The following is a 24,936-nucleotide window of genomic DNA, read 5'->3' as shown; positions in this document are numbered from 1 at the left end:
ACTGCGCCGGGCAGTTCTTCTTTCCTCACGTCCGTTGCTTGTTGCTTATGCTTCGTTCTTACGCTTTTTTGCTGGCGCTGCTGGCTTTTTCCATCGGGGCGCGGGCCCAGTCGGCCAGCCGCTTCGGGTTTGAGTACCGGGCCGCGGGCAAGGTGGTGCAGGGCACCGACACCCTGGCCAACGCCTGGGCCGGCGGCCTCAACACCCCGCAGTTCAGCACCATCGACCTGAACAACGACGGCCAGCCCGACCTCTACGCCTTCGACCACGAAAGCAGCCGCAGCTACACCTTCCTGAACGTGGCCGCGCCCGGCACCACGGCCGGCCGCCGCTGGCTGTATGCGCCCCAATACGAGTCCATTTTTCCCGACAGCCTGCGCGGCTGGGCGCTGCTGCGCGACTACGACTGCGACGGCCGCCCCGACCTCTTCACCTACGTGAACGGCGGCAACATTGCCGTGCTGCGCAACGTGCTGGTCAACGGGCAGGTGCAGTTTCAATTGACCACCCGCCAGCTGCGGTTTTCGGGCAATTTTACGGGCACGGCCAACCTCACGGTGGGCGGCTACAACCTGCCGGCCATCCAGGACGTGAACGGCGACGGCAAGCTCGACATCATGACCTATGATTTTATCAATTCCGTCTACATCGAGCAGTACCTCAACACCAGCCCCGGCACCTGCGGCAGCGCCCTCACTTTCCGGCTGAATACCGACAACTGGGGCAGCCTGCGCGCCTGCGGCGGCTGCGCCGAATACATGTTCAACGGCCAGGCCTGCTTCACGGCCAACAAAACCCTGCACACCGGCGGCCACAGCCTGCTGCTGGTGGACCTGGACGGTGACGGCGACCAGGACCTGCTCGACGGCCGCGACAACTGCCCCGAGCTGGTGCGCCTGCTCAACCAGGGCACCACGGCGGCGCCGGTGCTCACGCAGGCCAGCATCAGCGCCAGCTTCCCATCGGCGGCGGCGCCGGCCCGGGTGCCGGTGTTTCCGGCCGGGTATTCGTTCGACGCCAACTTCGACGGCCGCCCCGACCTGGTGGTGGCGCCCAACATGCTGAACAACCAGGCCGACCTGGTGAGCATGCGCAACAACGTGCAGCTCTTCACCAATTCGGCCGCCAGCGGCGCGCCCGCCTTCGCCAAGCAAACCGACGCCTTCCTGCAGAACACGATGATAGACGTGAGCGAAGGCGCCGCGCCGGCTTTCGGCGACATCGACGGCGACGGCCTGACCGACCTGCTGGTGGCCAACCACGCCGACCGCGTGAACAACGTGTACCGCGCCGCCATTGCCTACTACCACAACTCGGGCACGCGCGCCCAGCCGGTGTTTCAGCTGGTGAGCACCGATTACCTGGGGCTGAGCGCCCAACGCTTGCTGGCCATCAAACCTTTCCTGGTCGATTTGAACCGCGACGGCGCCCTCGACCTGGTGTACGCGGCCTGGGACCGGGGCACCAACGTGTTCACCTACATCCTGAACACGGCCCGCCCCGGCCAGCCGGCGGCGTACGACCCCAGCACGGCCGTCATATTCAAGCCGCAGGGCCCTGCCACCACCTCGCCGCCCGCCAACCCCGCGCCCACCCAAGGTGTGCTGCCCTACACCATGGGCGACGTGCCGTGCTTCACCGACGTGGACAACGACGGCTTCGTCGACCTGCTCATCGGCACCAACGAGGTGCGCGAGCCGGGCATGTCGCTGCGCTACTTCCGCAACCGCGGCCGTGGGCGCCTGGACAGCGCTTTTGTGTTGGTGAATAACGACTTTGGGCGCATTCGCACCGCCACCGGCGCGCGCCCCGACAACCTAGCCCCCAGCGTGGCCGACTTCGACGGCGACGGCTTGCCCGACCTGCTCACGGCCGACGCCACGGGCTACCTGCGGCTGTTCAGCAACTACCGCGCGCAGGTGGGCATCTTCCTGGAACGTACCGACTTGCTCTACAACTCCCTCACCAACAGCTACGAGCCCACCCGCCTCGGCCTCGACCCCTACTCTTACTACGGCCTGGCCGCGGCCGACGTCAACGGCGACGGCGCCCCCGAGCTGCTGGTGGGCACCCAGGCCGGGGGGCTGCTCAGCTTCGGCACCCGCAACCGCGTGCTCACGGCCACCCGCGCCGAAGCCGCCGCGGCGCTGGCCCTGAGCGTGTACCCCAACCCGGCCTCGGCCTCGGCCACCGTCGAAACCGCCAGCCCCACCCGCCTCACCCTGCTCGACCTTACCGGCCGCGTGGTGCGCACCCTTGATGGTGCCCAACGCCGCCACGCCCTCAACCTGAGCGGCCTGGCCGCTGGCGTGTACGTGGTGCGTGCCGTGGGTGCCGATGGCGCCACCGCCGTGCAGCGCCTGGCCGTGCAGTAGGGAGGTGAAGCGGTGGGCTGTCATTGCGAGGCCGCAGGCCGTGGCAATCCGTCCTGTTCTCAGCAACCAAGGTAATAACTGTGACAAGCCTTTCTATACTGACCTCAACAACAAGCCCCGGCATTACACAGTGTCGGGGCTTGTTGTTGAATTTGTCACAACTTAGGACTGGTCGTGAAGAGAGGAAGGATTGCCGCGCTGCGCTCGCTATGACAGGACAGCTCCCCTCTATGATAAGCGTGCCTTTTAGCCAATCAACTCAAACGCATCCCCATCATTCAAGGCGGTGAACTTGGCGCGGAAATCATCCAGCTCTGCCTTTTTCAGGGTGTGCGTGAAAGTACCGGTCTGGTCGTGGGCTTCCACCAGGTAGCCGCCTTTGGCGTCGATGAGGGCCGAGTCGCCGCTGTAGGCGTGGCCCAGGCCATCGTGGCCAATGCGGTTCACGCCCAGGGCGCAGGCCACGTTTTCGATGGCGCGGGCGCGCAGCAGGGTGCGCCAGGCGGTGCGGCGCACGGCGGGCCAGTTGGCCACGTACAGCAGCAGGTCGTAGGGCTCATGGGGCTGGTTGCGGCTCCACACGGGGAAGCGCAGGTCGTAGCACACCAGCGGGCAGATGCGCCAGCCGCGCCATTCTTCCACCAGCCGCTCGCGGCCGGGCGTGTAGGTGTGCTGCTCGCCGGCCAGCGTGAAAAGGTGGCGCTTATTGTAGTAGCTCAGGCGGCCGTCGGGGCGCACCCAGAGCAGGCGGTTGTAGTAAGCGCCACCTTCCTCGATGATGACGCTGCCCGTGAGCACGGCGTCGAGCCGGGCGGCGTGGGCGCGCATCCACGCCACGGTGGGCCCGTCCATGGGTTCGGCCAGCGTGGCAGCTTCCATGCTGAAGCCGGTGGTGAACATCTCGGGCAGCACCACGAGGTCGGTGGGGCCGTCGAGGCGGGCCAGGGCCAGGTCGAGGGTGGCGCGGTTGGCGGCGGCGTCCTGCCAGTGCAGCTCGGTTTGGAGGAAGGAGACGGTGAGGTCGGACATGGGAAGGAGGAAAGGTGCCTACCGCAGCCGCGCGGCCGCGGCTTCCAGCGTAGTGGCTTCTTTCGCAAAGCAAAACCGAATCAGCCCCTCGTCAAAACCGTTGTGGTAAAACGCCGACACGGGTATCACGGCTACGCCTTTCTCGCGGGCCAGGTATTGGGCAAACGCCAGGTCGGAGGCCGGCGAGAAGGCGTCGTAGCGGGCCAGCTGGAAGTAGCCGCCGGGCACGGGCAGCAAATCCCAGCCCCCCTCGGTGAGCAGGGCCCGGAACTGGTCGCGCTTGGCTTGGTAGAAGGCGGCCAGGCCGCGGGCGTGGGCGTCGGCGGGGTCGGCTTCGAGGGCGTCGGCCAGGGCGTGCTGGGTGGGCGTGTTCACGGCGAAGGTGAGGAACTGGTGCACGCGCCGCACCTCGGTGGTGAGGGCCGGCGGGGCAATGCAGTAGCCCACCTTCCAGCCGGTGGCGTGGTAGGTTTTGCCGAAGGACGAGAGCACGAAGCTGCGCTCGCGCAGCTCCGGGTGTTGGCGCGCGCTGCGGTGCCGGGTGCCGTCGAACACCAGGTGCTCGTACACTTCGTCGCTCAGCACCAGGGCGTTGGTGCCGGTCAGCAGCTTGGCCAGCGCGTCCCAGTCTTCGCTCGAAAACACGGCGCCGCTGGGGTTGTGGGGCGTATTCACGAGCACCAAGCGGGTGCGGGCCGACACCACGCGGCGCACGGCGTCCCAGTCGGGCCGGAAGTGGGGGGCGGGCAGGCGCACGTAGCGCGGCACGCCGCCCTGCAGCCGGATGGCCGGGCCGTACAGGTCGTAGGCCGGCTCGAACACCACCACCTCGTCGCCGGGCCGCACCACGGCGGCCAGCACCGCGTACAGCGCCTCGGTAGCCCCAGCCGTGAGGGTGATTTCGGTGGCCGGGTCGGGCGCGGGGGCGTCGGGCTGCAGGCGGGCCACCTGAGCGGCAATGGCTTCGCGTAGGCGCGGCAGGCCAGGCATGGGCGCGTACTGGTGGTGGCCCGGCGTGCGGGCGTGGCGGGCCAGCGCCTCCAGCAGCGCCTGCGGCGGGTCGTAGTCGGGGAAGCCCTGAGCGAGGTTGATGGCGCCGGTTTCCTGGGCCAGCAGGGTCATTTGGGTGAAGATGCTGACGCCGATATCGGGGAGCTTGGACGGGAGCGCGACGGCGGGCAGGGGCGGGGGAGTGCTCATGAGCTGAGAAGGAGAGAGGGGTTCAACAAAGAAAACACCCAAACCTTGAGCCGTCTACTCCCCCGGCTGCCGCGCTACAAATACATCCGAAACGTGGTGCCTTCGTTCACCACGCTGCTCACTTCCAGGCGTCCGCCGTGGATTTGCACGATGCGGTTCACCAGGTACAGGCCCATGCCGGTGCCCTCCACGTGGGTGTGGAAGCGCCGGAACAGCTGAAAGAGCTGCGCGCCGTAGCGCTCCATGTCGATGCCCAGGCCGTTGTCCTGCACCGTGAGGATGGGGCGGCCGCTGGCCGCGTCGGGCGTGCAGCTGAGGCGGATGACGGGTGGGCGCCCGGGGGCAGCGTACTTCAGCGAGTTGCTGATGAGGTTATAAAGCAGGCTTTGCAGGTTGGGCCGCACAAACTGAATGGTGGGGCAGGTATCAAAGTCCAAGTCAAACTGCGCGCCGGTCTGCGTTACTTGGTCCTGCAGGCTGTTCACCACTTCGGCCACCAAGGGGGCCAGGGCCACGGCCTCGGCGGGCACTTCCTGCTGCTGGCGCTGCCCGCGCACGATGGCGCTGAGGTCGTCGATGGTGCTGAAAATCTGCGCCAGCGCCCGCTCAAAGTACGCAATGAGCTTGATGGCATCGGGGTCGCGGAAATAGGCCGTGCGGGTCAGTTCTTCAAAAATGCCCGCCATGTTGTTGATGGGCTGCTTGAGGTCGTGCGAGGCCGTGTACACGAAGTTGTCGAGGTCTTCGTTGGTGCGCACCAGCCGGGCGTTTTGCTCTTCCAGCTGCTGCTGCACCTGCTTGAACTCGTGCACGTCGGTGTTGGCGCCCACCCACACGGCAATGGCGCCCGACTTGTCGCGAATGGCCTCGGCCCGCGCCAGGTACCAGCGGTACACGCCCTTCTGGTCGCGCCAGCGGTGCTCGGCCTCAAAAGGCTCGCCCGTGGCGAGGCTGTGCTGCCAGCGGCGCAGCGTGCCGGGCAGGTCGTCGGGGTGAATGAACCGCTCCCAGCCCCAGTCCTGCAGCTCTTCGAAGGTGCCGCCCGTGAAGTCGTACCAGCGCTGGTTGTAGTAGCTCACGCTGCCGTCGGGGCGCGAGGTCCAAGCCATTTGGGGCAGGGTTTCGAGCAGCTGCTGGAAGCGGGCTTGGCTGGCCAGCACCTGCTCCTGCAGGTGGCGCTGCTGGTGCACGTCGGTGTTGGTGCCGTACCACTTCAGCACCTGGCCGCCGGGCGCGCGCCGGGCCTGGGCCTGCCCCAGAAACCAGCGGTACTGCCCGTCGTAGCGGCGCAGGCGGAACTCGGCCTCGTAATAGCGCTGCGAGGCCATGGCCTGTTCCCAGCGCGTCTGCATGGGGGCGCGGTCGTCGGGGTGCACAAATTCGAGCCAGTGCGCGGCGCCGTTTTTCTCCATCGACACGCCCACGTAGGCCGCGGTGCGGTGGTTATAGAAATCCACGGTGCCGTCGGGGCGGGCCGTCCACACCTGCTGCGGAATGCTCTCGGCCTGAATGCGCAGCTCTTCTTCGCTCTCGATGAGGCGGTCTTGCAGCGCGCGCAGCTCGGTCACGTCGGTGTTGGTGCCAAACCAGCGCACCACCGCGCCGGTGGCCGCGTCGCGGATGGGCCGCGCCCGGCTCAGAAACCAGCGGTACTCGCCGTCGTGCCGGCGCAGCGGGAAGGTGTCTTCCCAAGGCTCGCCGGCCGCAATGCTGGCCAGGTAGCGCCGGGTGATGCCTTCCACCAGCGCCGGGTCGTGCACTTGTTTCCAGCCATCGCCTTTCATGGTTTCCAGGGTGGTGCCCGTGTACTCGTACCACTGCCGGTTGTACCAGTCGATGTAGCCGGTGGGGTCGGCCATCCAGGCCAGTTGGGCAATGTTGTCGGCCAGGGCCGCAAATTCGAGGCGGCTGCGGGTCAGCTCTTCGGTGCGCTGCTGCAGGTCGTGGACTTCCACGGTGGCCGCGCTGAAGCCGGCCGGCTGGCCGGCCTCGTCGGCGTAGGGCTGGGCCTTGGTTTGGAACCAGCGCAACTCGCCGTCGCGCCGCCGCACCCGGAACGTGGCCTGCCAGGCCTCGCCCCGCACCATGGCGGCCTGGGCCAGCGCGGCCACGGCGGCGCGGTCGTCGGAGTGCAGCACTTGCCAGGCGTCGTCGGGCGGGCCGGCGGGGTCCAAGCCGGTGTATTCGTAGAAGTACGGGTTGGTGTAAGTGATGGACCCGGCGGGGTCGAAGTTGAAAATAAACACCGGCACCGAGGCCGTGATGGCGCGCACCTGCTCGTCGCGGCGGCTCATTTCGGCGGCCAGGCGCTCGGCCTGCTGGCGGGCGCGCACGCGCACCGTCACGTTTTTCGAGAAGTTGAGCACGCTGTTCACGGCGCCCTGCTCATCGCGCAAGGCAATGTAGGTCAGGTCGATGTACACTTCGGGGTGGGAGCCGTCCGGGTTGTGCAGGTGCAGCGCCAGCTCGGGCCGAACGAGGGTTTCGCCGGTTTGGTACACGTGGTCGAGCATGGCCTCCAGGCCCTGTGCGGCCAGCTCGGGCAGCAGCTGGGCCACGGGCTCGCCCAGGCGGGCGCGGTGGCCCACCAGCTCGGCGTAGCTGGGGTTGAAGAACGAGTAGCGGTGCTCGGGACCTTCCAACGTGGCCACGTAGGCGGGCAGCTGCTCCAAAATGCGGCTCAACTGCTGGTCTTTGAGTTCGAGGCGGTGCTGGGTTTCGTGCAGGTCGTGGATGTCGAGGTCGGAGCCGAACCACTGGCGCGAGCGGCCGGCGGCCCGGGCGTCGTCCAGCGGCTCGGGCACGCCCTGGCTCACAAACCAACGGTACTGGCCGTCGTGCCGGCGCAGGCGCAGCTCGTAGCGCCAGGGCGTGCCGGTGGCCAGCGCGGTGGCGTAGGCGGCCTGCACGCGGGCACGGTCCTCGGGGTGCAGGCAGGCATCCCAGGCATGGGCCAGGTCGTCGTCGGCGGTGGTGCCGGTGTAGGCGTACCACTGCGGGCTGAGGTAGAGCACCTGCCCTTCCTGGTCGCTGATGAAGGTGATGAAGGGCAAGCTCTCGGTCACGCGGCGCAGGCGCTGGTCGGCGGCGCGGGCTTCGGCCTGCAGGGCCTCGCTGCGCTGGCGGGCCAGCACTTTTTCGGTCACGTCGATGCCGTAGGCCAACACGCCGGTGCCGGTTTCGCCGCGCAGCGGCAGGTAGCCGAAGTCGTGGTAGCGTTCTTCAAGCTGGCCCGTGGCAGGGTCCAGCAACTCGGTGCGCTCCTCGATGCCAAAGTGGGGCTGGCCGCTTTCGCGCACGCGGTTCAGCAGGCCCAGGTAGCCTTGGGCGGCCACTTCGGGCAGGCTCTGAGCCACGCTCCGGCCCACCACGGCGCGCGGGCCCATGGTTTCCTGAGCCCGGGCCGACAGGAAGCTGAACGCCAGTTCCGGCCCTTCCATGGTGCTGATGGTGAGCGGCAACAGGTCGAGAATGCGTTGCATGAGGCGCTGCTGGCCTTCCAGCTGCAACTGCGCACGGTGCCGGGCGTCCACGTCGGTGCAGGCGCCAAACCAGCGGCGCACCTGCCCGGCGGCATCGTAGTGCGCCATCACGTGCGACAGAAACCAGCGGTACTCGCCGTCGGTGCCGCGCAGCCGGAATTCCACCTCAAAAGGCTGGCCCGAATTCAGGGCTTCTCCCCAGCGCGCGTACATGCCCGGCAGGTCGTCGGGGTGGATGATGCGGCTCCACAGGGCCGTCCGTTCGGCTTCGTCGAGGCGCAGCACGTCGTGCCCGGTGTAGTCGATGAAGCGCTGGTTGGTGAATTCCGGTTCGCCGCTGGGCGAGGTGGCCCACACCAGCTGCGGCAGGTTTTCGGCCAGAAAGCGGAATTGCTCGTGCTCCAGCTCGGCGGCGCGCTGGCTGTGCAGCTGGCCGGTCACGTCCAGCAGGCGCACCAGCAGGTAGCGCGGGCTGGCCAGCGGCACGGGTTGCAGGGTGGCTTCCCAGTAGCTGCCGGGCCCGCGCCCGGGCGCCGTGGCCAGCGCCGGCAGCAGAATTTGCGGGGCACCGGCCCGCACGGCGGGCAGCGCGTTCGCCCACGCGGCGGCCTCGGCCAGCACGGTGCCAGCGGCTTCCGCCGCCGCGCGCAGCGCCGACAGGGGCTGCCCCACCAAGGCCGTTTCTTCGGTGGCCAGCAGGGCCGTCATGGCCGCGTTCAGGCCCCACACGGTGCCGTCGGGCGCCAGCACCGCGTGGGGGGCGGGCAGCATCTCAAACAGCAGCTCAAAATCGAGGACGGGCCGAACGGCAGGGGCGGGCATAGCAGGCAAACGCGGCAGCAAGCAGCCGATAATGCGCCGCTTCTGTTTCCAAAGATAGGTCGGCGCGGGCGTAGGGCGCGCGGGCGCAAAAAGGCCCCGGCCGGTGGGCCGGGGCCAATAGCGACAAAAAGCGCCGGGACCCTACAGCGGGTTCTTCAGGTCTTTCGAAAAGGCCTTCCGCACGTGCTCGACCTTAACCGCCGACACGTGCTCAAGGTAGGGGTTTTCGGGGTGCAGGCGGTAGTACCCCTGGTGCTCCACCTCGGCGGGCCAGAACTTCTGAAAGGGCACGACTTCGGTCACGATTTTGCCGTCGTACTGCTTTGAGGCGTTTACCCGGGCAATGGTGGCTTCGAGAATGTTCTTTTCCTCGGGCGTGCGGTAGAAGGCGGCCGAGCGGTACTCGGGGCCGGCGTCGGGGCCCTGGCGGTTGAGCTGGGTGGGGTCGTGCGAGGCGGTGAAGAAGATGTCGGCCAGCTTCTGATAAGTCACCACTTTGGGGTCGTAGTAAATCTGCACGGTCTCGGTGTGGCCGGTGGTTTTGTCGGCTACTTCCTCGTAGGTGGGGTTGGCCTTGGTGCCGCCAGCGTAGCCGCTCACCACTTGCTTCACGCCTTTTATTTCCTCAAAGGCTTCTTCCTGAGCCCAAAAGCAGCCGCCGGCAAAGGTGGCCACGGCCAGGCCCGTGAGATTGGCGGGGGCAAAGCCGGCCGTGGAGCGCGGCGGGCGCTGGCCTTGGGCTTCGGCGGCGGGCTGCGAGCCGCAGGCAAACAGGAACGAGAGCAAGCTCAGGCTAATCAGGGATTTTATGCGGTTGTTCATGGAATAGCTGGTGACAAACTGGGGGCAGGGGCCTGTGGCTGGGTAGACGCTCGCCGGCCCCACGCCTTACAGCCGCCCTGCGCCTGAAAAAAGCATACGAAGCCGGGCGCAGTCCGGCTTGCCCATAAGCTAAACCGAGCCGGAAAAGTTTGGCTTGAAAAGCAGGTCTTTCTCCCCGTGCCGACAGGGGGCACCGCTTGGGCGAGCGGGGTGGGTGGTAGGTATTTGTTCGGGACAGCAGGGGCTTTGAAACGGGCACACGCGGTTTTTTGCATAGTAATTTGCCCTCGGCCTGTATCTCTGACTACGTATTTGTCGTAGCAGGGCCCACTGTCCTTCCTTTTCCGCTATGTCGCTGCAAACGTTACTCGAAGAATCTCACATTACCATTTCCTACGACCATTTGAACGAGTGGCTCCTGGCCGACTGGCAAGGCGACCAAGACCTTGTCAGCGTGCAGCGCGGTGCCCTCGACATGCTGCGCCTGCTGCGTCAGCAGCGCTGCCACAAAGTGCTGAACGACAACACCCGCGTGACCAGCATGTGGAGCGAGGCCGCTGAGTGGGGCGGCAAGGTGTGGTTTCCAGCCATGACGGAGGCGGGCCTGCAGTATTTTGCCTGGGTGTACTCGCCCAACCTCTACAGCCGCCTTTCCACCGACCTCACCCTGCAGTTTGCCGAAGGCAACCCGGTCGTTTCCACCTTCGACGACCTCGACACGGCCAAGGCCTGGCTGCAACAGATGTAGGGTCCGGTCGCGCACCACCTGCTGCTATATTTGGTGCTGCAGTGTCGTTCTACTTTTCCTGCTGCGCGTGGCCATGGCTTTTTCTACCGTTTTGGGCACCCGCGCGGGTGCCCTTGTTGGGGCATTGGGGGCACTGATGCTGGGACTTGGGGCCTGGCAACTGCCGCCGCCCGAAACCCCGGTGCTGCAGCGCTTGGTAAGTCGCGTGAAGTTGTACTACGCCGAGAACCACCCCGAAAAAGCCTATTTACACCTCGATAAGCCGGTGTATGCCGTAGGCGAAACACTGTGGTTCAGCGCCTACGTGCTGGCGGCCGATACCCACCAGCCCGATACCATCAGCCGGGTGTTGCACGTGGACCTGCTGGCTGCCAACGGGCGCGTGGCGGCCCGCCGCGAATTGCGCCTCGCCGACGGCCGCGCGCACGGCGACATTGCCCTGCCCGACTCGCTGCGCCCCGGCACCTACCGCCTGCGCGCATACACCGCTTGGATGCGCAACGCCGCCCCCGGCTTTTTCTTTGACCGGCGGCTGGAAGTGTACCCCGCGGCCACGGTCCCGACGGGCGCCGGCGCCACGCCGTATGGCCTGCGCAAGCAGGCCGCCGCGGCCCGCTCCGTGGCTGCCACCGTGGCGCAGGCGCCCGATGTGCAGTTTTTTCCCGAAGGCGGCCGCCTGGTGGCCGGCCTCGACAACACGGTGGCCTTCAAAGCTGCCGACTACTACGGCCGGGGGCTCGACGTGGAGGGCAAGGTGCTGGACGCGCAAAACCACGAGGTGGCCACTTTTCGCAGCAGCCACCTGGGCATGGGCTCGTTTGTGCTGAAGGCGGTGGCCGGGCAGCGCTACCGCGCGGTGGTGGCGCCGGCGGGCCGGCCGGTGTCGGTGGCGCTGCCCGGGGTGCAGGCCAGCGGCTACACGCTGCACGTGCTCACGCTGGCCAGCGCCTTTCTGGTCACCATTCAGCAGCGGGGCACGGGCGGCGGGCCGGTGCAGTTGCTGGGCCAGGTGCGGGGCACGGTGGCCTACGCTGGCGCGGGCCAAGTGACGGGCGACGAGCCCTTCACCACGCGCATTCCCAAGTCGAAATTTCCCGCCGGCATTGTGCAGTTCACGCTGTTTGATGGGCAGGGACAGCCACTGGCCGAGCGCCTGGCGTTTGCCCAGACCGACCCCGGCCTGCGGGTGGCCCTGGCCCCCGACCGTGCCAGCTACGGCCCGCGGCAGCCTGTGCGCGTGCGCCTGAGTGTGACCGATGCTGCCGGCCAGCGCGTGCCCGCCGCTACGCGCCTCTCGGTGGCCGTCACCGACGCCGGGGCCGTCGTGGCCGGTGCCGAAACCATTGCCTCGCACCTGCTCCTGACCTCGGACCTGACCGGCTACGTGGAAGCGCCAGGCTACTATTTCCAGAGCCCCACGCCCGAAACTGCCCTGCACCTCGACCAGCTGCTGCTCACGCAAGGGTGGCGCCGCTTCACGTGGCAGGCTGAGCCGGCCGGCAAAGTGCCCGACTTCGGCGCCGAGCAGTCCCTAACTCTGCGCGGACAAGTAACGCAGCGCAACGGCAAGCCCACCCCCAATTCCGAGCTTACCTACTTGCAAACCAAGCCCCAGAAAACCCTGCTGCGCATCACCACCGATGCCGAGGGCCGCTTCCTGTTCACGGGCCTGGGCGCGTGCAACGACACCACCCATGTGGTTATCCAGGCACGGAAAGACAAAGGGGGCAGCAACCTGCTCGTCAACCTCGACCGGGGCCCGGCGGCGCCCGCGCGGCCCTTGCCGCCGCTGCCGCTGCAGCCCCCGGCCGAGCTGGCCGCCACCCTGCGCCGCAGTCAGACCCAGGTAGAAGCCCAGTACCGCTTTCGGCTGGATACCACCAAGTCCATCCTGCTCAACAACGTGACCGTGAAGGGACGGCGGGCCGAGGCCACGGACCCGCGCCGATTGTACCCCCAGTCGGCGGCCAAGGTGATACGCATGGATGACATTCCGGCCTCCAACAGCAGCCTCACGGCGTTGCAGGCGTTGCAGGGGCGTGTGCCGGGCGTGTCGGTGGCCGGTAGCGACGCCAACCCCCAAGTATTAATTAGGGGTATAACGTCGCTTTCGGGGAGCAACGAGCCCTTGTACTTGCTGGATGGGGTGCCGGTGACGCTGGACGTCATTCAGTACTATCCGGTGTCCGACATTGAAACCATTGAGATACTAAAGGGCTCGCAGGCGGCACTATTTGGCAGCCGGGGCAGTGGGGGCGTCATCGCCATCTATACCCGGCGCGGCAGCCCGCGCTACCCGGCGGGCCTGGTGCAGTCGCCGGGCATGGCGGGCATGCGGGTGCCGGGCTACTACTGCGGGCGCGAGTTCTACGTGCCTCGCTACGACCAAGCCAAAACCAAGCGCGAGTACCCCGACCTGCGCGCGGCCACCCTCTACTGGAACCCGACGGTGACCACCGACGCGTCCGGGCAGGCCGAACTCACCTTCTTTACTTCCGATGCCATAGGCAGCTTCCGGCTTTCGGCCGAGGGCATGGCCGGCAACGGGCAGCCCGTGTTGGGCAGCGGCAGCCTTAAGGTGGAGTAGTGCCGCCTGCGGAGGCTGAACCTATTTGCCGTATTTTTGTCTGAAAGCCCGGGCGCAGTGGCATTCCAGCACGCCTGTATTTCAGTTCTTTTCGTATGGCCCCAGCACCTACCGCCTTCACCGTGGCCACGGCCACCGAGCCGCACCGCGTGCGCACCCGCCAAATCATCAAAGCCCACCCCGAGGTGAAGCAGCTGATGACGCGCAACCCCACCACTTTCCTCATCGGGCTGGGCTGCGTGCTGGCCCAGGTGGCGCTGGCCTGGTTTCTGCGCGATAAAGCTTGGTACTGGACCATTCCGGTGGCTTACCTGGTGGGGGCGTTTTTCTCGCACACGCTGTTTGTGGTCATCCACGAGGCGGCGCACAACCTGGTGTTCCGCAAGCTGTGGCAGAACGTGGCCACCGGCATTCTGGCCAACTTTCCGTCGGTATTCCCCACGGCCATCAGCTTCAAGAATTTCCACATCAAGCACCACGTGTTTCAGGGCGTGCACGAACTGGATGCGGACTTGCCCGACTGGTACGAGGCCAAGCTGATTCACAACTACAGCATTGGCAAGGCCATCTGGCTATTTTTCTTTCCGCTGTTTCAGGTCATTCGCACGGCGCGCTGCCGCGAGGTGGCCACCATCGATAAGTACGTGGCGGCCAACATTGTGGCGCAGGTGGCCTTCGACGTGGCCATTGTGTATTTCTTCGGCTGGACGGCGTTGCTGTACCTGTTCCTGAGCTTCTGGTTCTCGGTGGGCCTGCACCCGCTGGGCGCCCGCTGGATTCAGGAACACTACCTCACCCTCAGCCCCGAGCAGGAAACGTATTCCTACTACGGCCGCCTCAACGGCATCAACCTCAACGTGGGTTTCCACAACGAGCACCACGACATGCCCAGCATTCCGTGGAACAACCTGCCCAAAATCAAGGCCCTGGCGCCCGAGTTCTACGAGCCGTTGCTGGCCCACACCAGCTACACCAAGCTGTTTTTCCGCTTCCTGTTCGACCAGGAAATTAGCCTCTACTCGCGCATCACGCGCAAGGAGCGCGGCACGGCCACCCTCAAAGACCAGAGCGTGCCGGACAAGGAACTGCTGTCGGCGTAGCAATGACTGTTTTGCGCCTACGGGTTGGGCACCACGCAGGGTACGCCCGAAATGCTGCCCAGCACAAGGTGTGGGACGGCCAGCGGGATTTGGTCGGTGGTGCAGGCGCGTAGCGTGGCCTTGCGGGTGGGGTCGGTGTTGTAGGTGAAGTAAATGCGCTGGCCGCGTCGGTTTAGGCTGTTGAAATCGGCGGTGTTGGTGGCGGCAATGACGTTGGTATTGCCCAAGCTGTCAGGCCAGGCAACGCGCTGGCCGATGGGAAACTGAGCATCGACCTGAATGAGCACGCCGTCCCAGCACCGGTCGGCCAACACCACGCCCGAGAAGCAGACACTAGACGGCGCGGGAAAACAGACGGTGGGGCCCGACGAAGGAGCAGCGGTATCGGTCTTGTCACAGCCCGACAGGCCACCAGCGGCCAGGGCCAGCAGGGGCAATCCCAGGAAAGAGGAGAAACGAGGCATAAAAAGAAGATGAACAGCGCCGGAATTTCCAGCCATACTTTTCTGACCGGCCGGTGATGCATTGCGTTGCATGGAGGCAAAAAAGGGCCGCCCTGTGTGGGCGGCCCTTTTTTGAGGCTGATTTCGCTTCTGCAAACGCTGGCTTACGCCTGCTTGGCAAACTGCACGTTGGCAATGAGCTTCACGTCGTCGCCCAGCACAATGGAACCGGCTTCCGTCACGGCGCCCCAGGTGAGGCCAAAGTCTTTGCGGTTGATTTTGCCGGTCACCTCAAAGCCGGCCTTGTGGTTGCCGTAGAAATCGACGGCCGAGCCGCCGTATTCGGCTTCCAGGGTCACGGGCTTGGTCACGTCTTTCATGGTGAGGTTGCCGGTCACTTTGTAGGCGTCGCCGTCTTTCACGAAGGACGTCGACACGAACTTGATGGTGGGGTACTTGGCGGTGTCGAAGAAGTCTTCGCCCTTGAGGTGGCCGTCGCGCTGCTCCTGGTTGGTGTCGATGCTGTCGACGTCGAGCGAAAACTCCAGTTGGGCGTTTTCAAAATTGTCGTCGCCGGGGCTCTGCATGGTGCCCTGGAACGACTTAAACGAGCCCGTGACGGTAGAAATCACGAGGTGCTTGATTTTGAACTGCACTTCGGAGTGCGTGGGGTCGAGGGCCCATTTGGTAGCGGCGGCGGTGGCGGTTTCAGACATGGCGATTGAAGTTGATAAGGTTAAAAGTGGATGCAAATGTAACCAATGTTGGTACATTTGATGTCGATACATGAATTATTTTTTTAAAGTTCATCCGCTGGCAAAGCTGGTAGCAATTGAGTGAGTGCAAGCCTAGCCGTGGCGTTATTTAGGCTTCGTTTTCTGCTGACTCATTTTTCTATGCATCGTTTGCTGTTGTCGGGGGTGTTGGGCCTGCTGGTGGCCCGGCTGGCCCCGGCCCAAAGCCTGCCCGTGTTGTCGCAAAATCCGCCCGATTTGCGTTGGCAGGAAGTGCGCACGCCGCACTTCCGGGTGCTGTACCCGGCCGGGCTCGACTCGGCGGCGCAGCGCACCGCCGCCCGCCTCGAGCGCCTGCACGGCCCCAACGGCGCCACGCTCGGCGTGAGCCCGCGGCCCATTTCGGTGGTGATGCAGGCCCAGACCACGGTCAGCAACGGCTTTGTAACGTTTCTGCCGCGGCACGCCGAGTTTTTCATCACCCCGCAGCAGGCCCTGGATTTGGGCACTGTTGACTGGCTCGACGGGCTGGTGGTGCACGAGTTCCGGCACGTGGGGCAGTTCGAGAAAGCCCGCCAGGGCGTGGGCCGCGTGCTGAGCCCACTGCTGGGCGACGGCGCCCTGGGCGTGGCCGCCGTAGGCGTGCCGCAGTGGTTTTTTGAGGGCGACGCCGTGGGCACCGAAACCGCCCTCACGCGCAGCGGGCGCGGGCGCATCCCGAGCTTCGGGGTGGGCCTGCGGGCCAACCTGCTGGCCGGCCGGCGCTATTCCTACCAGAAAGCGGTGAATGGCTCGCTGCGCGACAACGTGCCCAACTGGTACGTGCTGGGCTATTTCATGACGTCGTATTTGAAGACGCACTACGGCCCCAACGCCTGGGCGAAGGCGCTGGACGAGTACTACAAGTTTCCGTTCTACCCGTTCTCGTTTTCCAACGGCATCCGGCGCACCACCGGCCTCACCGTGGAGCAGCTCTACGGCCGCACCATGACGGAGCTGGACTCCACATGGCGCGCCCAGCAGGCCGCCCAACCCGCGCCCACGCCCGCGCAAGAGTTGCGAGTGGAAGCCACCGAGCGGGTTTTTACCCAGTACCAATACCCGCAGTACACCTCCGATAGCACCGTGCTGGCCCTGAAAACCGGCTTCGACTACATTCCGCAGCTAGTGCTGCTCAGCCGCCGCGGGGCCGAGCGCAAGGTGTTCGTGCCCGGCCAACTGAACATTCCCGAAATGCTGTCGGTGAACGGCGGCAAGGCCGTGTGGCCCGAGTTTCAGCAGCACGCCCGCTGGGGCCAGCGCATTGCCTCGGAGCTGAAGGTGCTGGACCTGAAAACCGGCCAGCTCACGCGCATCGGCAAAGGCGGGCGCTACTCGGCCGCGGCCCTCTCGCCCGACGGCACGCGCTTGGTGGCCGCCCGCACCGACGCCAGCTACCACCACGCCCTCGTCGTCCTCGACACCCAAACCGGCGCCGAACTGCAAACCCTGCCCAACCCCGCCAACGACCTTTACATTCAGCCCCGCTGGCACCCCGACGGCCGCCGCCTGGTGGCCGTGACGCTGAGCGCCGCCGGCAAAACCATCGTCCTCATCGACCCCGCCGCCGGCACCGCCCGCCCGCTGCTGCCCGTGGCCAACGTGAACCTGGCCAACCCGCAGCCCTGGCAGGGCTTTGTGCTCTACAATTCGGCCCAAAGCGGCGTCGACAACATTTACGCCGTGCAGGCCCGCACCGGGCGCACCTTCCGCGTCACGGCCCGGCCGCTGGGCGCCTACCAGGCTGCCGTAGCGCCGGGCGGCCGCACGCTGGCCTTTCACGATTTTCGCGCCACCGGCGCCCGCGTGGTCGAGATGCCGCTCGACAGCACTGCCTGGGTGCCCGTGCCCGTGGCCGCTACCGACGCCATCGGCCCGTATGCCGATGCCCTCACGGCCCGGGAGCCGGCCGGCCGCGAAGTGGCCCGCCTGCTGGCCCGGCCCGACTCGGCCGGACCGCGCTACGGCGTGAACCGCTACTCACCGCTGCGGCACGCGTTCAACCTGTTCAGCTACGGCGTGGTGCAAAGCCCGACCGGCAACGCCGTGGCCGTGGGCCTGCGCTCGCAAGATTTGCTGAATACCACGCAGGTATTTGCCGGGCTGGGCTACGACCAGGTGGAGCGCACCTTCAGCGTGACCAGCGCCCTGAGCTACCAAGGCCGCTTCCCGGTGCTGGACGTGGACATGACCTACGGCGGGCGCGACGCCGCCCTCATCAGCCAGGGCGTTACGTACCGCGACCAGTGGCAGTACCTGCGCTTCAGCGCGGGGCTGCGCCTGCCGCTCACCCTCACGCATTCCAAATACCTGCAGGGGCTGACGGTGGGGGCCTACCTGCTGCACGAGCAGGTGTACGGCTACGACCTGCCCCTGCGGCGGGTCACGGAAGTCGGCCCCAACCGGCCGCTCAACGCCGTGCAAGGCACCCTCAGCTACGTCACGCAGCTGAAGCGCAGCGCCCGCAGCGTGGCGCCGAAGTGGGGCGGCTCGCTGCTGGGCACCTACCGCACCACTCCCTTTGGCGGAAGCCTGAATGCGTCGCAGGCCGGCCTGCAGGGCAGCGTGTTTCTGCCGGGGCTTTCGCGCAACCACGCCATCCGCCTGCGGGCCGGCTACCAGTGGCAGGACCAAACGCAGTACCAGTTCGCGCCGGCCGTGTCGTTTCCGCGCGGCGAGGGCTACACCAGCTTCGACCGGCTGCGGGTGGGCAGCTTCGATTATTACCTGCCGCTGGCCTTCACGCACTGGGAGCTGGGGCGCCTGCTCTACATCCAGCGCCTGCGCGCCACCGTGTTCGGCGACGTGGCCCAGGGCCGCGCCATCCGCGGCATCAACGTGGGGCTCGACTATCAAAACGTCGGGTTCGATGCGCTGGTGCAGTTCAACGTGCTGCGCCTGCGCACGCCCATCGAGGGCGGCGTGCGGGTGGTGTATAGCTCGGTGCAGCGGCAGTGGGTGGTGCAGGCGCTGGCGTTTGATATTCGGCTGTAGAACTCCGTGTCATTGCGAGGGCGCAGGCCGTGGCAATCCGTCCTGTTCTCAGCGACTAACCAAATAATGTGACAAACTCAAATAAAAGCCCCCGCACGACTCAGTGCGGGGCTTTTCACGTTCTGAAAGTGTCTGGTTAATACAGGACGGATTACCACGGGCTGCGCCCTCGCAATGACAAACGACCCCGCTTACGCTCGCACGCTCTGCGGCTTGAGCGTCGTGAGGTCGCCAATTTTTACGGGCTTGCCGCTGTCGATGCTGTGGCGGGCGGCGATGCCGACCAGACAGGACATGGCCCCGTCGCGGGTGCCGGCCGACTGGCGGTAGGGGTCGGCGCCGGGCTGGAAGATTTGCTTGCGCAGGCGCACGTCGCCGCCGCCGTGGCCCTCCTCGTTGTTGGGGATGCGGATGATTTCGCGCTTGCCGAAGTTGGGCGTGAACTGGATTTCGTCGAAAGCCTCCTCGTCCCAGGTCTGGCGCTCCTTAATCCAGGCTTCGAGGCGGCCCTTGGTGCCGTTGAAGGCAATGCGGTAGCCCTCGTAGGGCGAGTAGGTGGTGAGGCTATAACTCACCTGCACCTGGTTGGCGTACTTGATTTGCACGGCCATCTTGTCGAAGATGTCGATGTCTTCCTTCCACACGCAGCCGTCGCGCAGGTAGCCGTCGTACTTTTCGTTGTCGACGTAAATCTTGGTCAGGCGCGCGTCCTTGGTCACGTCCCAGTAGAACTGGCACTTGTCTTTGTGCGGGCAGGGGCGGCAGTGGGTGTGGCGGAACGAGTTGTTTTTGCCGTAGAAATTCAGCTGCCCGTAGGCGTACACTTCCTCGGGGTCCGAGTCGAGCCACCAGTTCAGCAGGTCGAAGTGGTGGGTGGCTTTGTGCACCAGCAGCGAGCCGCTGTTTTGGCGCAGGCGGTGCCAGCGGCGGAAGTAGTCGGCGCCGTGGTGCACATCCAAATACCAGTGGAAATCGGCCGAGGTGATGGTGCCGATGACGCCGGCGCGCAGCATCTCAAACAACTTCTGGCGGTGCGGCGAGTAGCGGTAATTGAAGGTCACCTTCACCTTCTTGCCGGTGCGCTTTTCGGCGTCGATGATTTCCTGGCACTTCTTCTCGTCGGTCGTCATCGGCTTTTCGGTCACGATGTCGGCCCCGTACTCCATGCCCTTCACGATGAATTGGTTGTGCGTCGCGTCCACGGTGGTCACGATGAGGACGTCGGGCTTCACCTGCTTCATCATCTGGTCGAAGTCGGTGAAGGTGGGGCAACTCACGCCCAGCATCTTCTTGCCGGTTTCCACGCGGCCGGGGTTGATGTCGCACAGGCCCACGAATTCCATTTTGTCGCCGTGCTCCTTCAGCACGTCCACGCCCCACATGCCCAGGCCGCGGTGGCCGGTGCCCACCATGGCCACGCGGGTTTTCTTGGCCGGCGCCAGGGCCGAAGCCAGCGCATTGTTGGTGAGCAGCGAGCCGGCCAGGGCGCTGCCGGTGAGTTGGGTGAAAGTGCGGCGTTCCATCAGCGGTGGGAATGAGGTTGGGCCGGTGAAGTTGCTGTTCTTTTGGCTGAAAACCACCAGGCAACGGCGGAGATATTTGCGCAATCGTTCCCGGAGGTAGGGCACGAAAAAGCCCCCGCTGGGGGCGGGGGCTTTGTGAAAACTTGAAGACCACATTCTTCTCGGACGTCAGATGAGGATGACAGCCGACAAAACCCGTGCGTTACTTACCGCAGCCGCGTTTCGTGGTGCAGGAAATGGTCCACCGCCGACAGGGTTTCCTGGGGGGCGCTGAGGTGGGGGCAGTGGCCGCTGGTTTCCACCACTTTCATGCGGCTATCGGCCAGCTGCTCGTTGATGTAGTGGCCCACGGCCAGCGGCGCGATGATGTCGTGCGCCGACTGCACGATGAGCGTGGGAATGGTGAGGAAGCCCAGCTCGGCGCGGGTGTCGGAAAAGAAGGTGACGCGGGCGAAGTGCTTGGCGATTTCGGGGTTGGTGCGCACAAAGCTGTTGGTGAGGGCCATCACCAGTTCGGGGCTTTCCTTCTGGCCCATCATCACGGGAGCAAAGCCGTTGGCCCAGCCGGTGTAGTCGCCTTCCATGGCAGCCAACAGCTCGTTGATGTCCTTTTGCTCGAAGCCGCCGGAATAGCCGTTCTCGTTGATGAAGCGGGGTGAGGGCGACACCAGCACCATTTTCGAAAACCGCTCGGGTTCGCGCACGGCCGCAATCACGCCAATCATGGAAGCCACGGAATGGCCCACGAACACCACGTCGTGCAGGGCCAGGGCGCTGAGCACCTGCAGCAGGTCGTCGGCGTGGCCGGCCAGGGTGCCGTGCTTGGCCGTGGGCTCGTACGCCGCCTGGTCCGACTTGCCGGCCCCAATCAAGTCGAGCAGCACCACCTGATACTGGTCTTCGAAATGGGGCGCCACGAAGCGCCAGTCGCTTTGGTCGCCGCCGAGACCGTGCAAAAACACAATGGCGGGGGTGTTGGGGCCGGATGCGCCAGAAATGGTAACGTTGCTGCGTTCGAGAATGGAAGTAGCGGGTGGGTTCATATTGTGGGGGTAGGTAAAGAAAGGTGTAAGAGGCGCAACATACGCCGGCTTTTGATAATGTGGATTCCGGAAATGAGAAATATCACGAGGGACGGCGAGTAGTTATAGCGCTTGTTGATTATTTGCTACCAGCATGCCAATGGGTTGTGAAATGGCACGCTTGGGCTGTGGCGCAATAATTTTTTGGAGCGAAAGCGGCCAGTGCCGGCTGTATGAAAGGCCCTTACCAGGGCCTGGGCGCACTAAACTGAGCCATAACCTTTGCCTGGCCGGCCGGGTAAGCATAGGTGCTTTCTCCTTTCCACCTACTCATCTTTCTGTGCCATGAAGCATTCGCTTGTCTGGGCAGCCGTGCTGCTCGTGTGGCTCGGCGCCTGCGCGCCCGCCGTGAACGTCGAGCAGCGCGCCGATGTCAATTTCAACAACTACCACACCTACGCCTGGGCCGAAACCGAAGTGAAAGCGCCCGGCGACCAAAACCCGCTGCTGCGCAGCCCCATTGCGCAGGCCAACATTCAGCAGGCCATCGAGGCCGAGCTGGGCAAGCGCGGCCTGCGGCGCGTGGAGCGCAACCCCGACTTTTACCTCACCACGCACCTGTTTGTGGAGCAGGCCGAGCGCACCGTGATGAACCCCACGCCGCCGCCGTCGGCGTTTGCTTACCCCTACCTAGTGCGCTACCGCGGCGCCCTACTGCCCGTGAACTACGGCTATTGGTACTCGCCGGCCTACTACCAAACCAGCCGCACCGAGCAATACCGCGAAGGCACGCTGGTGCTCGACTTCATCGACGCCAAAACCAACAACTTGGTGTGGCGCGGCTCGATGGGCGAGGCCGTGGACGACCCCGCCCGCATAGGCAACCAGTTTGCCGATGCCGCGCGCGACATTCTCGACAAATTCCCCAAAGGCAAAACCGGCTCCTGAACCGTCGCGGCGCATCAGCTGGGCTCCCAGAGCTCCAGTTTGTTGCCGTCGGCGTCCAGAATGTGGACGAATTTGCCGTAGTCGTAGGCGGCGATGTCGTCGAGGACGGTGACGCCGTTGGCGCGCAGTTGCTGCACCAGCCCCTCCAGGTTTTGCACCCGGTAATTAATCATGAACTCCCGGGTGGACGGCGCGAAGTAGTCGCTGCCCCGCTGGAAAGGGCTCCACTGCAGCTGCTGCACCTCGTCGGGGCGCTCGGCGCTGCGCGATTCAAACGTGGCGCCGTAGTCGTTCACTTCCAGGCCCAGGTGGCGGGCGTACCAGTCGCGGGTGGCGGCCGGGTTGTCGGAGAAAAAGAAAATGCCGCCGATGCCCGTCACCTTAGGGGCGGCAGGGCGGGGAGTGTCATGCTGTTCTTCCATACTTATTTTGCTCGTTGAGAACGCGCTGAGCGCAAACGGGCTCAATATCGACAAAATAAAAGGCAGTAAGCATCTGGTGGCCAAAGCGCAGGAGTGCGTAAACGATTTTGGGCCTGCCACTGCTTCCTCACACTATCGCCTTGTCCTCCACGCGCGTTTCCACCAGCGTCGACTTGGTTTTGCCGATGATGTAACGCAGGCCCTTGTCGTAGCTGAGGTAGCTCCAGGTCCACTGCAGCAGCACCATCAGGCGGTTGCGGAAGCCCACGAGCGACACCACATGCACCGCGCTCCAGGCCAGCCAGGCCAAGATGCCCTGCAGGTGGTATTCTTTGCCGAAAAGCTTCACATCGGCCACGGCGTGGTTGCGGCCGATGGTGGCCATGGCGCCCTTGTCGTGGTACGTGAAGGGCTGCATGAGCTGGTTGGTGAGCACGCGGTGGAGGTTCTCGCCCAGCAGGCGGCCCTGCTGCAGGGCGGGCTGGGCCACCATGGGGTGGCCGTCGGGGTACTGGTCGGTTTTCATCAGGGCGATGTCGCCGATGGCGAAGACGTTTTCGTAGCCCTGCACGCGGTTGTACACGTCCGCGGCGTAGCGGTTGCCGGGCAGCAGGCAAGTGGCGTCGAGGCCCTTGATGGGCGCGCCCGTGACGCCGGCCGCCCAAATGAGCGTGCGCGCAATGAGCTGCTGGCCGTTGTTGAGCGTCACGGTGTAGCCGTCGTAGGACTTCACCCGCGCCTCCAGCCACACCTGCACCCCAAACTCCTGCAGCGATTTCAGCGCCTGCGCCGAAGCGTTGGCCGACATGCCCTTCAGCAGCACCGGCCCGCTCTGCACCAGGTGAATGTCCATTTCCTTGAAGTCAATTTCGCGGTAGTCCTTCGGGAATACGTGCTTGCGCAGCTCGCTCAGGGCGCCGGCAATCTCGACGCCGGTGGGGCCGCCGCCCACTATCACGAAGTCGAGCAGGCTGTTGAGCTGCTCCATGTCGCCGAGCTGCAGGGCCTGCTCGAAGTTGGAGAGCACCGTGTTGCGCAGCTCAATGGCGTCTTCCACGCTCTTGATGGCGATGGCATTTTTGGCCATTTGCTCGTCGCCGAAGTAGTTGGTGGTGGCCCCGGTGGCCAGCACCAGGTAGTCGTAGCGCACGCAGCCGATGCTGGTTTCCACGATTTGGGCCTGGGCATCGACCGACAGCACCTCGGCCAGCCGAAAGTAGAAGTTGTCCTGCTCGTTGAGGATTTTGCGAAACGGCGACACGATGTCGCCCTCGTCCAGCCCGGCCGTGGCCACTTGGTAGAGCAGCGGCTGGAAAGTGTGGTAGTTCTGCTTGTCAATCAGCACCACCTGCACGGGGGCGTGGGCCAGGGCCTTGGCCAGCTCCAGCCCGCCAAAACCGCCGCCCACTATCACCACGCGCGGCTTGCCGAGGTCGTCTATTTTCGTTAACCCTTCCATTGCGAATCACTAGTGCCGGGCCCGAGCAGCCCCATGGTGCTGCTTACCGCGTTTGCGCGCATGGGGTTGCCGGCACGGCCGCCCGGCGCGCTACTGCCCGGCCCGCCGAAACGTGAGCCGGGGCGCGGCGGCCGTGGCATCGAACAGCCGCAGCTGGCCGTCGCTGATTTCGTAGCGCGCCGTCAGGGCCAGGTTGTCGAGGTACTGGCTTTCGAGCTGCTGCACGGGGCAGGCCACGCGCGTCGGTATCGGGGCCGTCAGCGTGAGGGCCTGCCCGGGGCCCAGCGCAAAGCGGCCGCTGAAGTTGTTGCACGGCCCCAGGCCCACCACGGCCTTGCCCAGGTCCTGAAATTCGAGGTAGGACCGGGCCGTGCCCGAGTAGCTGGAGGCCGCCACCGGAAACGCGTCGATGGTGGCCAGCGTCCAGCGGCCGGTGAGCGGCGCGGCGGGTGCGGCGCTTTCGTCTTTCTCGCAGCTGCTCAGGGCCAGGGTTGCAAGGAAAGCCACGGGGAGCAGGCGCCGGAAAGTCATCGGACGGATGAAGATATGCGTGAAAGACTGTTGCAATAGTAGCGAAAAAAACGGTGCCGTCTACCCCACCCAAGTGGCTGAATATGCTTGTAAAACCGGCTGTTACCGAACTCTTTCCGTAAGCGAAGGTGTTGCCAGCCTACTTCCACCGTTTCGCCTTCCGCTTATGACTGTATTGTTCCTTGCTTCGCTGTTTACTGGTGGTTTGCTGCTGAGCGCGGCCCCCGCGCCCAACGCCCCCCAGCCCGTCACCGTGACCGTTACCTCGCTGGTGTCCACCACTTCGGCGGTGAAGCTGTATTTCTACAACACCCGCGAAGGTTTTCTGAAAAGCGGCAAGTGGGCATTTTCCAAAACCGTGAAGCCGGCCGGCAAGAGTGAGTTCACGCTGCCCGTGGAGCTGCCCCAGGGCGAGTGGGCCGTGGCCATCACTCAGGATTTGAACAACAACGACAAAATCGACAAGAACTTCCTCGGCATTCCCACCGAGCCGTATGCTTTTTCCAACAACGTGCGCCCCACCGTGGCCGCGCCCGGTTTCGATGAGTGCAAGTTTATGGTGGACGGCCCCGGCAAAGTGGTCAGCATCGTGCTGAAAGACTAGCCCAGCCTGTACGGGACACCACTCGGTAAAAAAGCCGCACCTGAAATTCCAG

At 65.1% G+C, this 24,936-nt stretch carries 18 protein-coding genes; 7 read left to right on the top strand and 11 right to left on the bottom strand.

Going from position 1 to position 24,936, the window contains the following annotated elements:
* Nucleotides 1–47 precede the first annotated feature (47 nt).
* On the top strand, nucleotides 48–2,375 hold the full coding sequence (locus JAO73_RS16690; RefSeq protein WP_198978281.1) for a T9SS type A sorting domain-containing protein: 2,328 nt from the start codon (nucleotides 48–50) through the stop codon (nucleotides 2,373–2,375).
* Nucleotides 2,376–2,621: 246 nt separating this feature from the next.
* On the opposite strand, the gene JAO73_RS16685 is transcribed toward JAO73_RS16690, so the two are convergent.
* The 4 genes from JAO73_RS16685 to msrA form a co-directional block, all read right to left on the bottom strand.
* The gene (locus tag JAO73_RS16685) at nucleotides 2,622–3,404 is read right to left on the bottom strand and encodes an amidohydrolase (protein WP_190928575.1); all 783 of its coding nucleotides are present in this window, start codon (nucleotides 3,402–3,404) and stop codon (nucleotides 2,622–2,624) included.
* An 18-nt stretch (nucleotides 3,405–3,422) separates the two neighbouring features.
* Complete coding sequence (locus tag JAO73_RS16680) at nucleotides 3,423–4,604, bottom strand: methionine aminotransferase (RefSeq protein ID WP_198978280.1); 1,182 nt, start codon at nucleotides 4,602–4,604, stop codon at nucleotides 3,423–3,425.
* Nucleotides 4,605–4,678: 74 nt separating this feature from the next.
* Nucleotides 4,679–8,908: a PAS domain-containing sensor histidine kinase gene (locus tag JAO73_RS16675; protein ID WP_198978279.1), complete on the bottom strand. Its 4,230-nt coding sequence runs from the start codon at nucleotides 8,906–8,908 to the stop codon at nucleotides 4,679–4,681.
* A 141-nt stretch (nucleotides 8,909–9,049) separates the two neighbouring features.
* Entirely contained in the window at nucleotides 9,050–9,730 is a 681-nt protein-coding gene (gene msrA, locus JAO73_RS16670; RefSeq protein WP_198978278.1) for a peptide-methionine (S)-S-oxide reductase MsrA, read from the bottom strand.
* A gap of 349 nt (nucleotides 9,731–10,079) precedes the next feature.
* On the opposite strand from msrA, the gene JAO73_RS16665 reads away from it, so the two are divergent.
* The 3 genes from JAO73_RS16665 to JAO73_RS16655 all read left to right on the top strand — a co-directional run bounded on the left by JAO73_RS16665 (nucleotide 10,080) and on the right by JAO73_RS16655 (nucleotide 14,165).
* A complete protein-coding gene (locus JAO73_RS16665; protein ID WP_190928583.1) occupies nucleotides 10,080–10,478 on the top strand; it encodes a hypothetical protein in 399 nt (132 codons plus the stop codon).
* A 73-nt stretch (nucleotides 10,479–10,551) separates the two neighbouring features.
* The gene (locus JAO73_RS16660) at nucleotides 10,552–13,065 is read left to right on the top strand and encodes a TonB-dependent receptor plug domain-containing protein (RefSeq protein WP_198978277.1); all 2,514 of its coding nucleotides are present in this window, start codon (nucleotides 10,552–10,554) and stop codon (nucleotides 13,063–13,065) included.
* A 95-nt stretch (nucleotides 13,066–13,160) separates the two neighbouring features.
* On the top strand, nucleotides 13,161–14,165 hold the full coding sequence (locus tag JAO73_RS16655) for a fatty acid desaturase (protein ID WP_198978276.1): 1,005 nt from the start codon (nucleotides 13,161–13,163) through the stop codon (nucleotides 14,163–14,165).
* A 17-nt stretch (nucleotides 14,166–14,182) separates the two neighbouring features.
* On the opposite strand, the gene JAO73_RS16650 is transcribed toward JAO73_RS16655, so the two are convergent.
* Together JAO73_RS16650 and JAO73_RS16645 are read right to left on the bottom strand one after the other, a co-directional pair.
* Nucleotides 14,183–14,629: a hypothetical protein gene (locus JAO73_RS16650; RefSeq protein WP_198978275.1), complete on the bottom strand. Its 447-nt coding sequence runs from the start codon at nucleotides 14,627–14,629 to the stop codon at nucleotides 14,183–14,185.
* Nucleotides 14,630–14,772: 143 nt separating this feature from the next.
* The gene (locus tag JAO73_RS16645; RefSeq protein WP_198978274.1) at nucleotides 14,773–15,324 is read right to left on the bottom strand and encodes a YceI family protein; all 552 of its coding nucleotides are present in this window, start codon (nucleotides 15,322–15,324) and stop codon (nucleotides 14,773–14,775) included.
* Between the two features lie 180 nt (nucleotides 15,325–15,504).
* On the opposite strand from JAO73_RS16645, the gene JAO73_RS16640 reads away from it, so the two are divergent.
* Entirely contained in the window at nucleotides 15,505–18,375 is a 2,871-nt protein-coding gene (locus tag JAO73_RS16640) for a TolB-like translocation protein (protein ID WP_198978273.1), read from the top strand.
* 191 nt (nucleotides 18,376–18,566) lie between these two features.
* On the opposite strand, the gene JAO73_RS16635 is transcribed toward JAO73_RS16640, so the two are convergent.
* Nucleotides 18,567–19,898, bottom strand: a complete 1,332-nt coding sequence (locus tag JAO73_RS16635) for a Gfo/Idh/MocA family protein (protein WP_198978272.1) — start codon at nucleotides 19,896–19,898, stop codon at nucleotides 18,567–18,569.
* A 206-nt stretch (nucleotides 19,899–20,104) separates the two neighbouring features.
* Nucleotides 20,105–20,941: an alpha/beta fold hydrolase gene (locus JAO73_RS16630; RefSeq protein WP_198978271.1), complete on the bottom strand. Its 837-nt coding sequence runs from the start codon at nucleotides 20,939–20,941 to the stop codon at nucleotides 20,105–20,107.
* Between the two features lie 324 nt (nucleotides 20,942–21,265).
* Here JAO73_RS16630 and JAO73_RS16625 point away from each other — a divergent pair, with 324 nt between their 5' ends.
* Nucleotides 21,266–21,868, top strand: a complete 603-nt coding sequence (locus JAO73_RS16625) for a DUF4136 domain-containing protein (RefSeq protein ID WP_198978270.1) — start codon at nucleotides 21,266–21,268, stop codon at nucleotides 21,866–21,868.
* Nucleotides 21,869–21,882: 14 nt separating this feature from the next.
* Here the strand turns inward: JAO73_RS16625 and JAO73_RS16620 are convergent, their stop codons facing one another.
* The 3 genes from JAO73_RS16620 to JAO73_RS16610 form a co-directional block, all read right to left on the bottom strand.
* The gene (locus JAO73_RS16620; RefSeq protein WP_198978269.1) at nucleotides 21,883–22,290 is read right to left on the bottom strand and encodes a VOC family protein; all 408 of its coding nucleotides are present in this window, start codon (nucleotides 22,288–22,290) and stop codon (nucleotides 21,883–21,885) included.
* A gap of 127 nt (nucleotides 22,291–22,417) precedes the next feature.
* Nucleotides 22,418–23,749 (bottom strand): NAD(P)/FAD-dependent oxidoreductase, encoded by a 1,332-nt coding sequence (locus JAO73_RS16615; protein ID WP_198978268.1) that lies wholly within the window; start codon nucleotides 23,747–23,749, stop codon nucleotides 22,418–22,420.
* A 90-nt stretch (nucleotides 23,750–23,839) separates the two neighbouring features.
* On the bottom strand, nucleotides 23,840–24,256 hold the full coding sequence (locus JAO73_RS16610; RefSeq protein WP_198978267.1) for an META domain-containing protein: 417 nt from the start codon (nucleotides 24,254–24,256) through the stop codon (nucleotides 23,840–23,842).
* 190 nt (nucleotides 24,257–24,446) lie between these two features.
* Here JAO73_RS16610 and JAO73_RS16605 point away from each other — a divergent pair, with 190 nt between their 5' ends.
* Nucleotides 24,447–24,884: a DUF2141 domain-containing protein gene (locus JAO73_RS16605; protein ID WP_198978266.1), complete on the top strand. Its 438-nt coding sequence runs from the start codon at nucleotides 24,447–24,449 to the stop codon at nucleotides 24,882–24,884.
* The last annotated feature ends 52 nt before the right edge of the window (nucleotides 24,885–24,936 follow it).

Source organism: Hymenobacter miniatus, assembly GCF_016427455.1.
Taxonomy (GTDB): domain Bacteria; phylum Bacteroidota; class Bacteroidia; order Cytophagales; family Hymenobacteraceae; genus Hymenobacter; species Hymenobacter armeniacus.
Note: the sequence above shows the minus strand (reverse complement) of the source record. Positions and strands in the feature narration are given on the sequence as shown.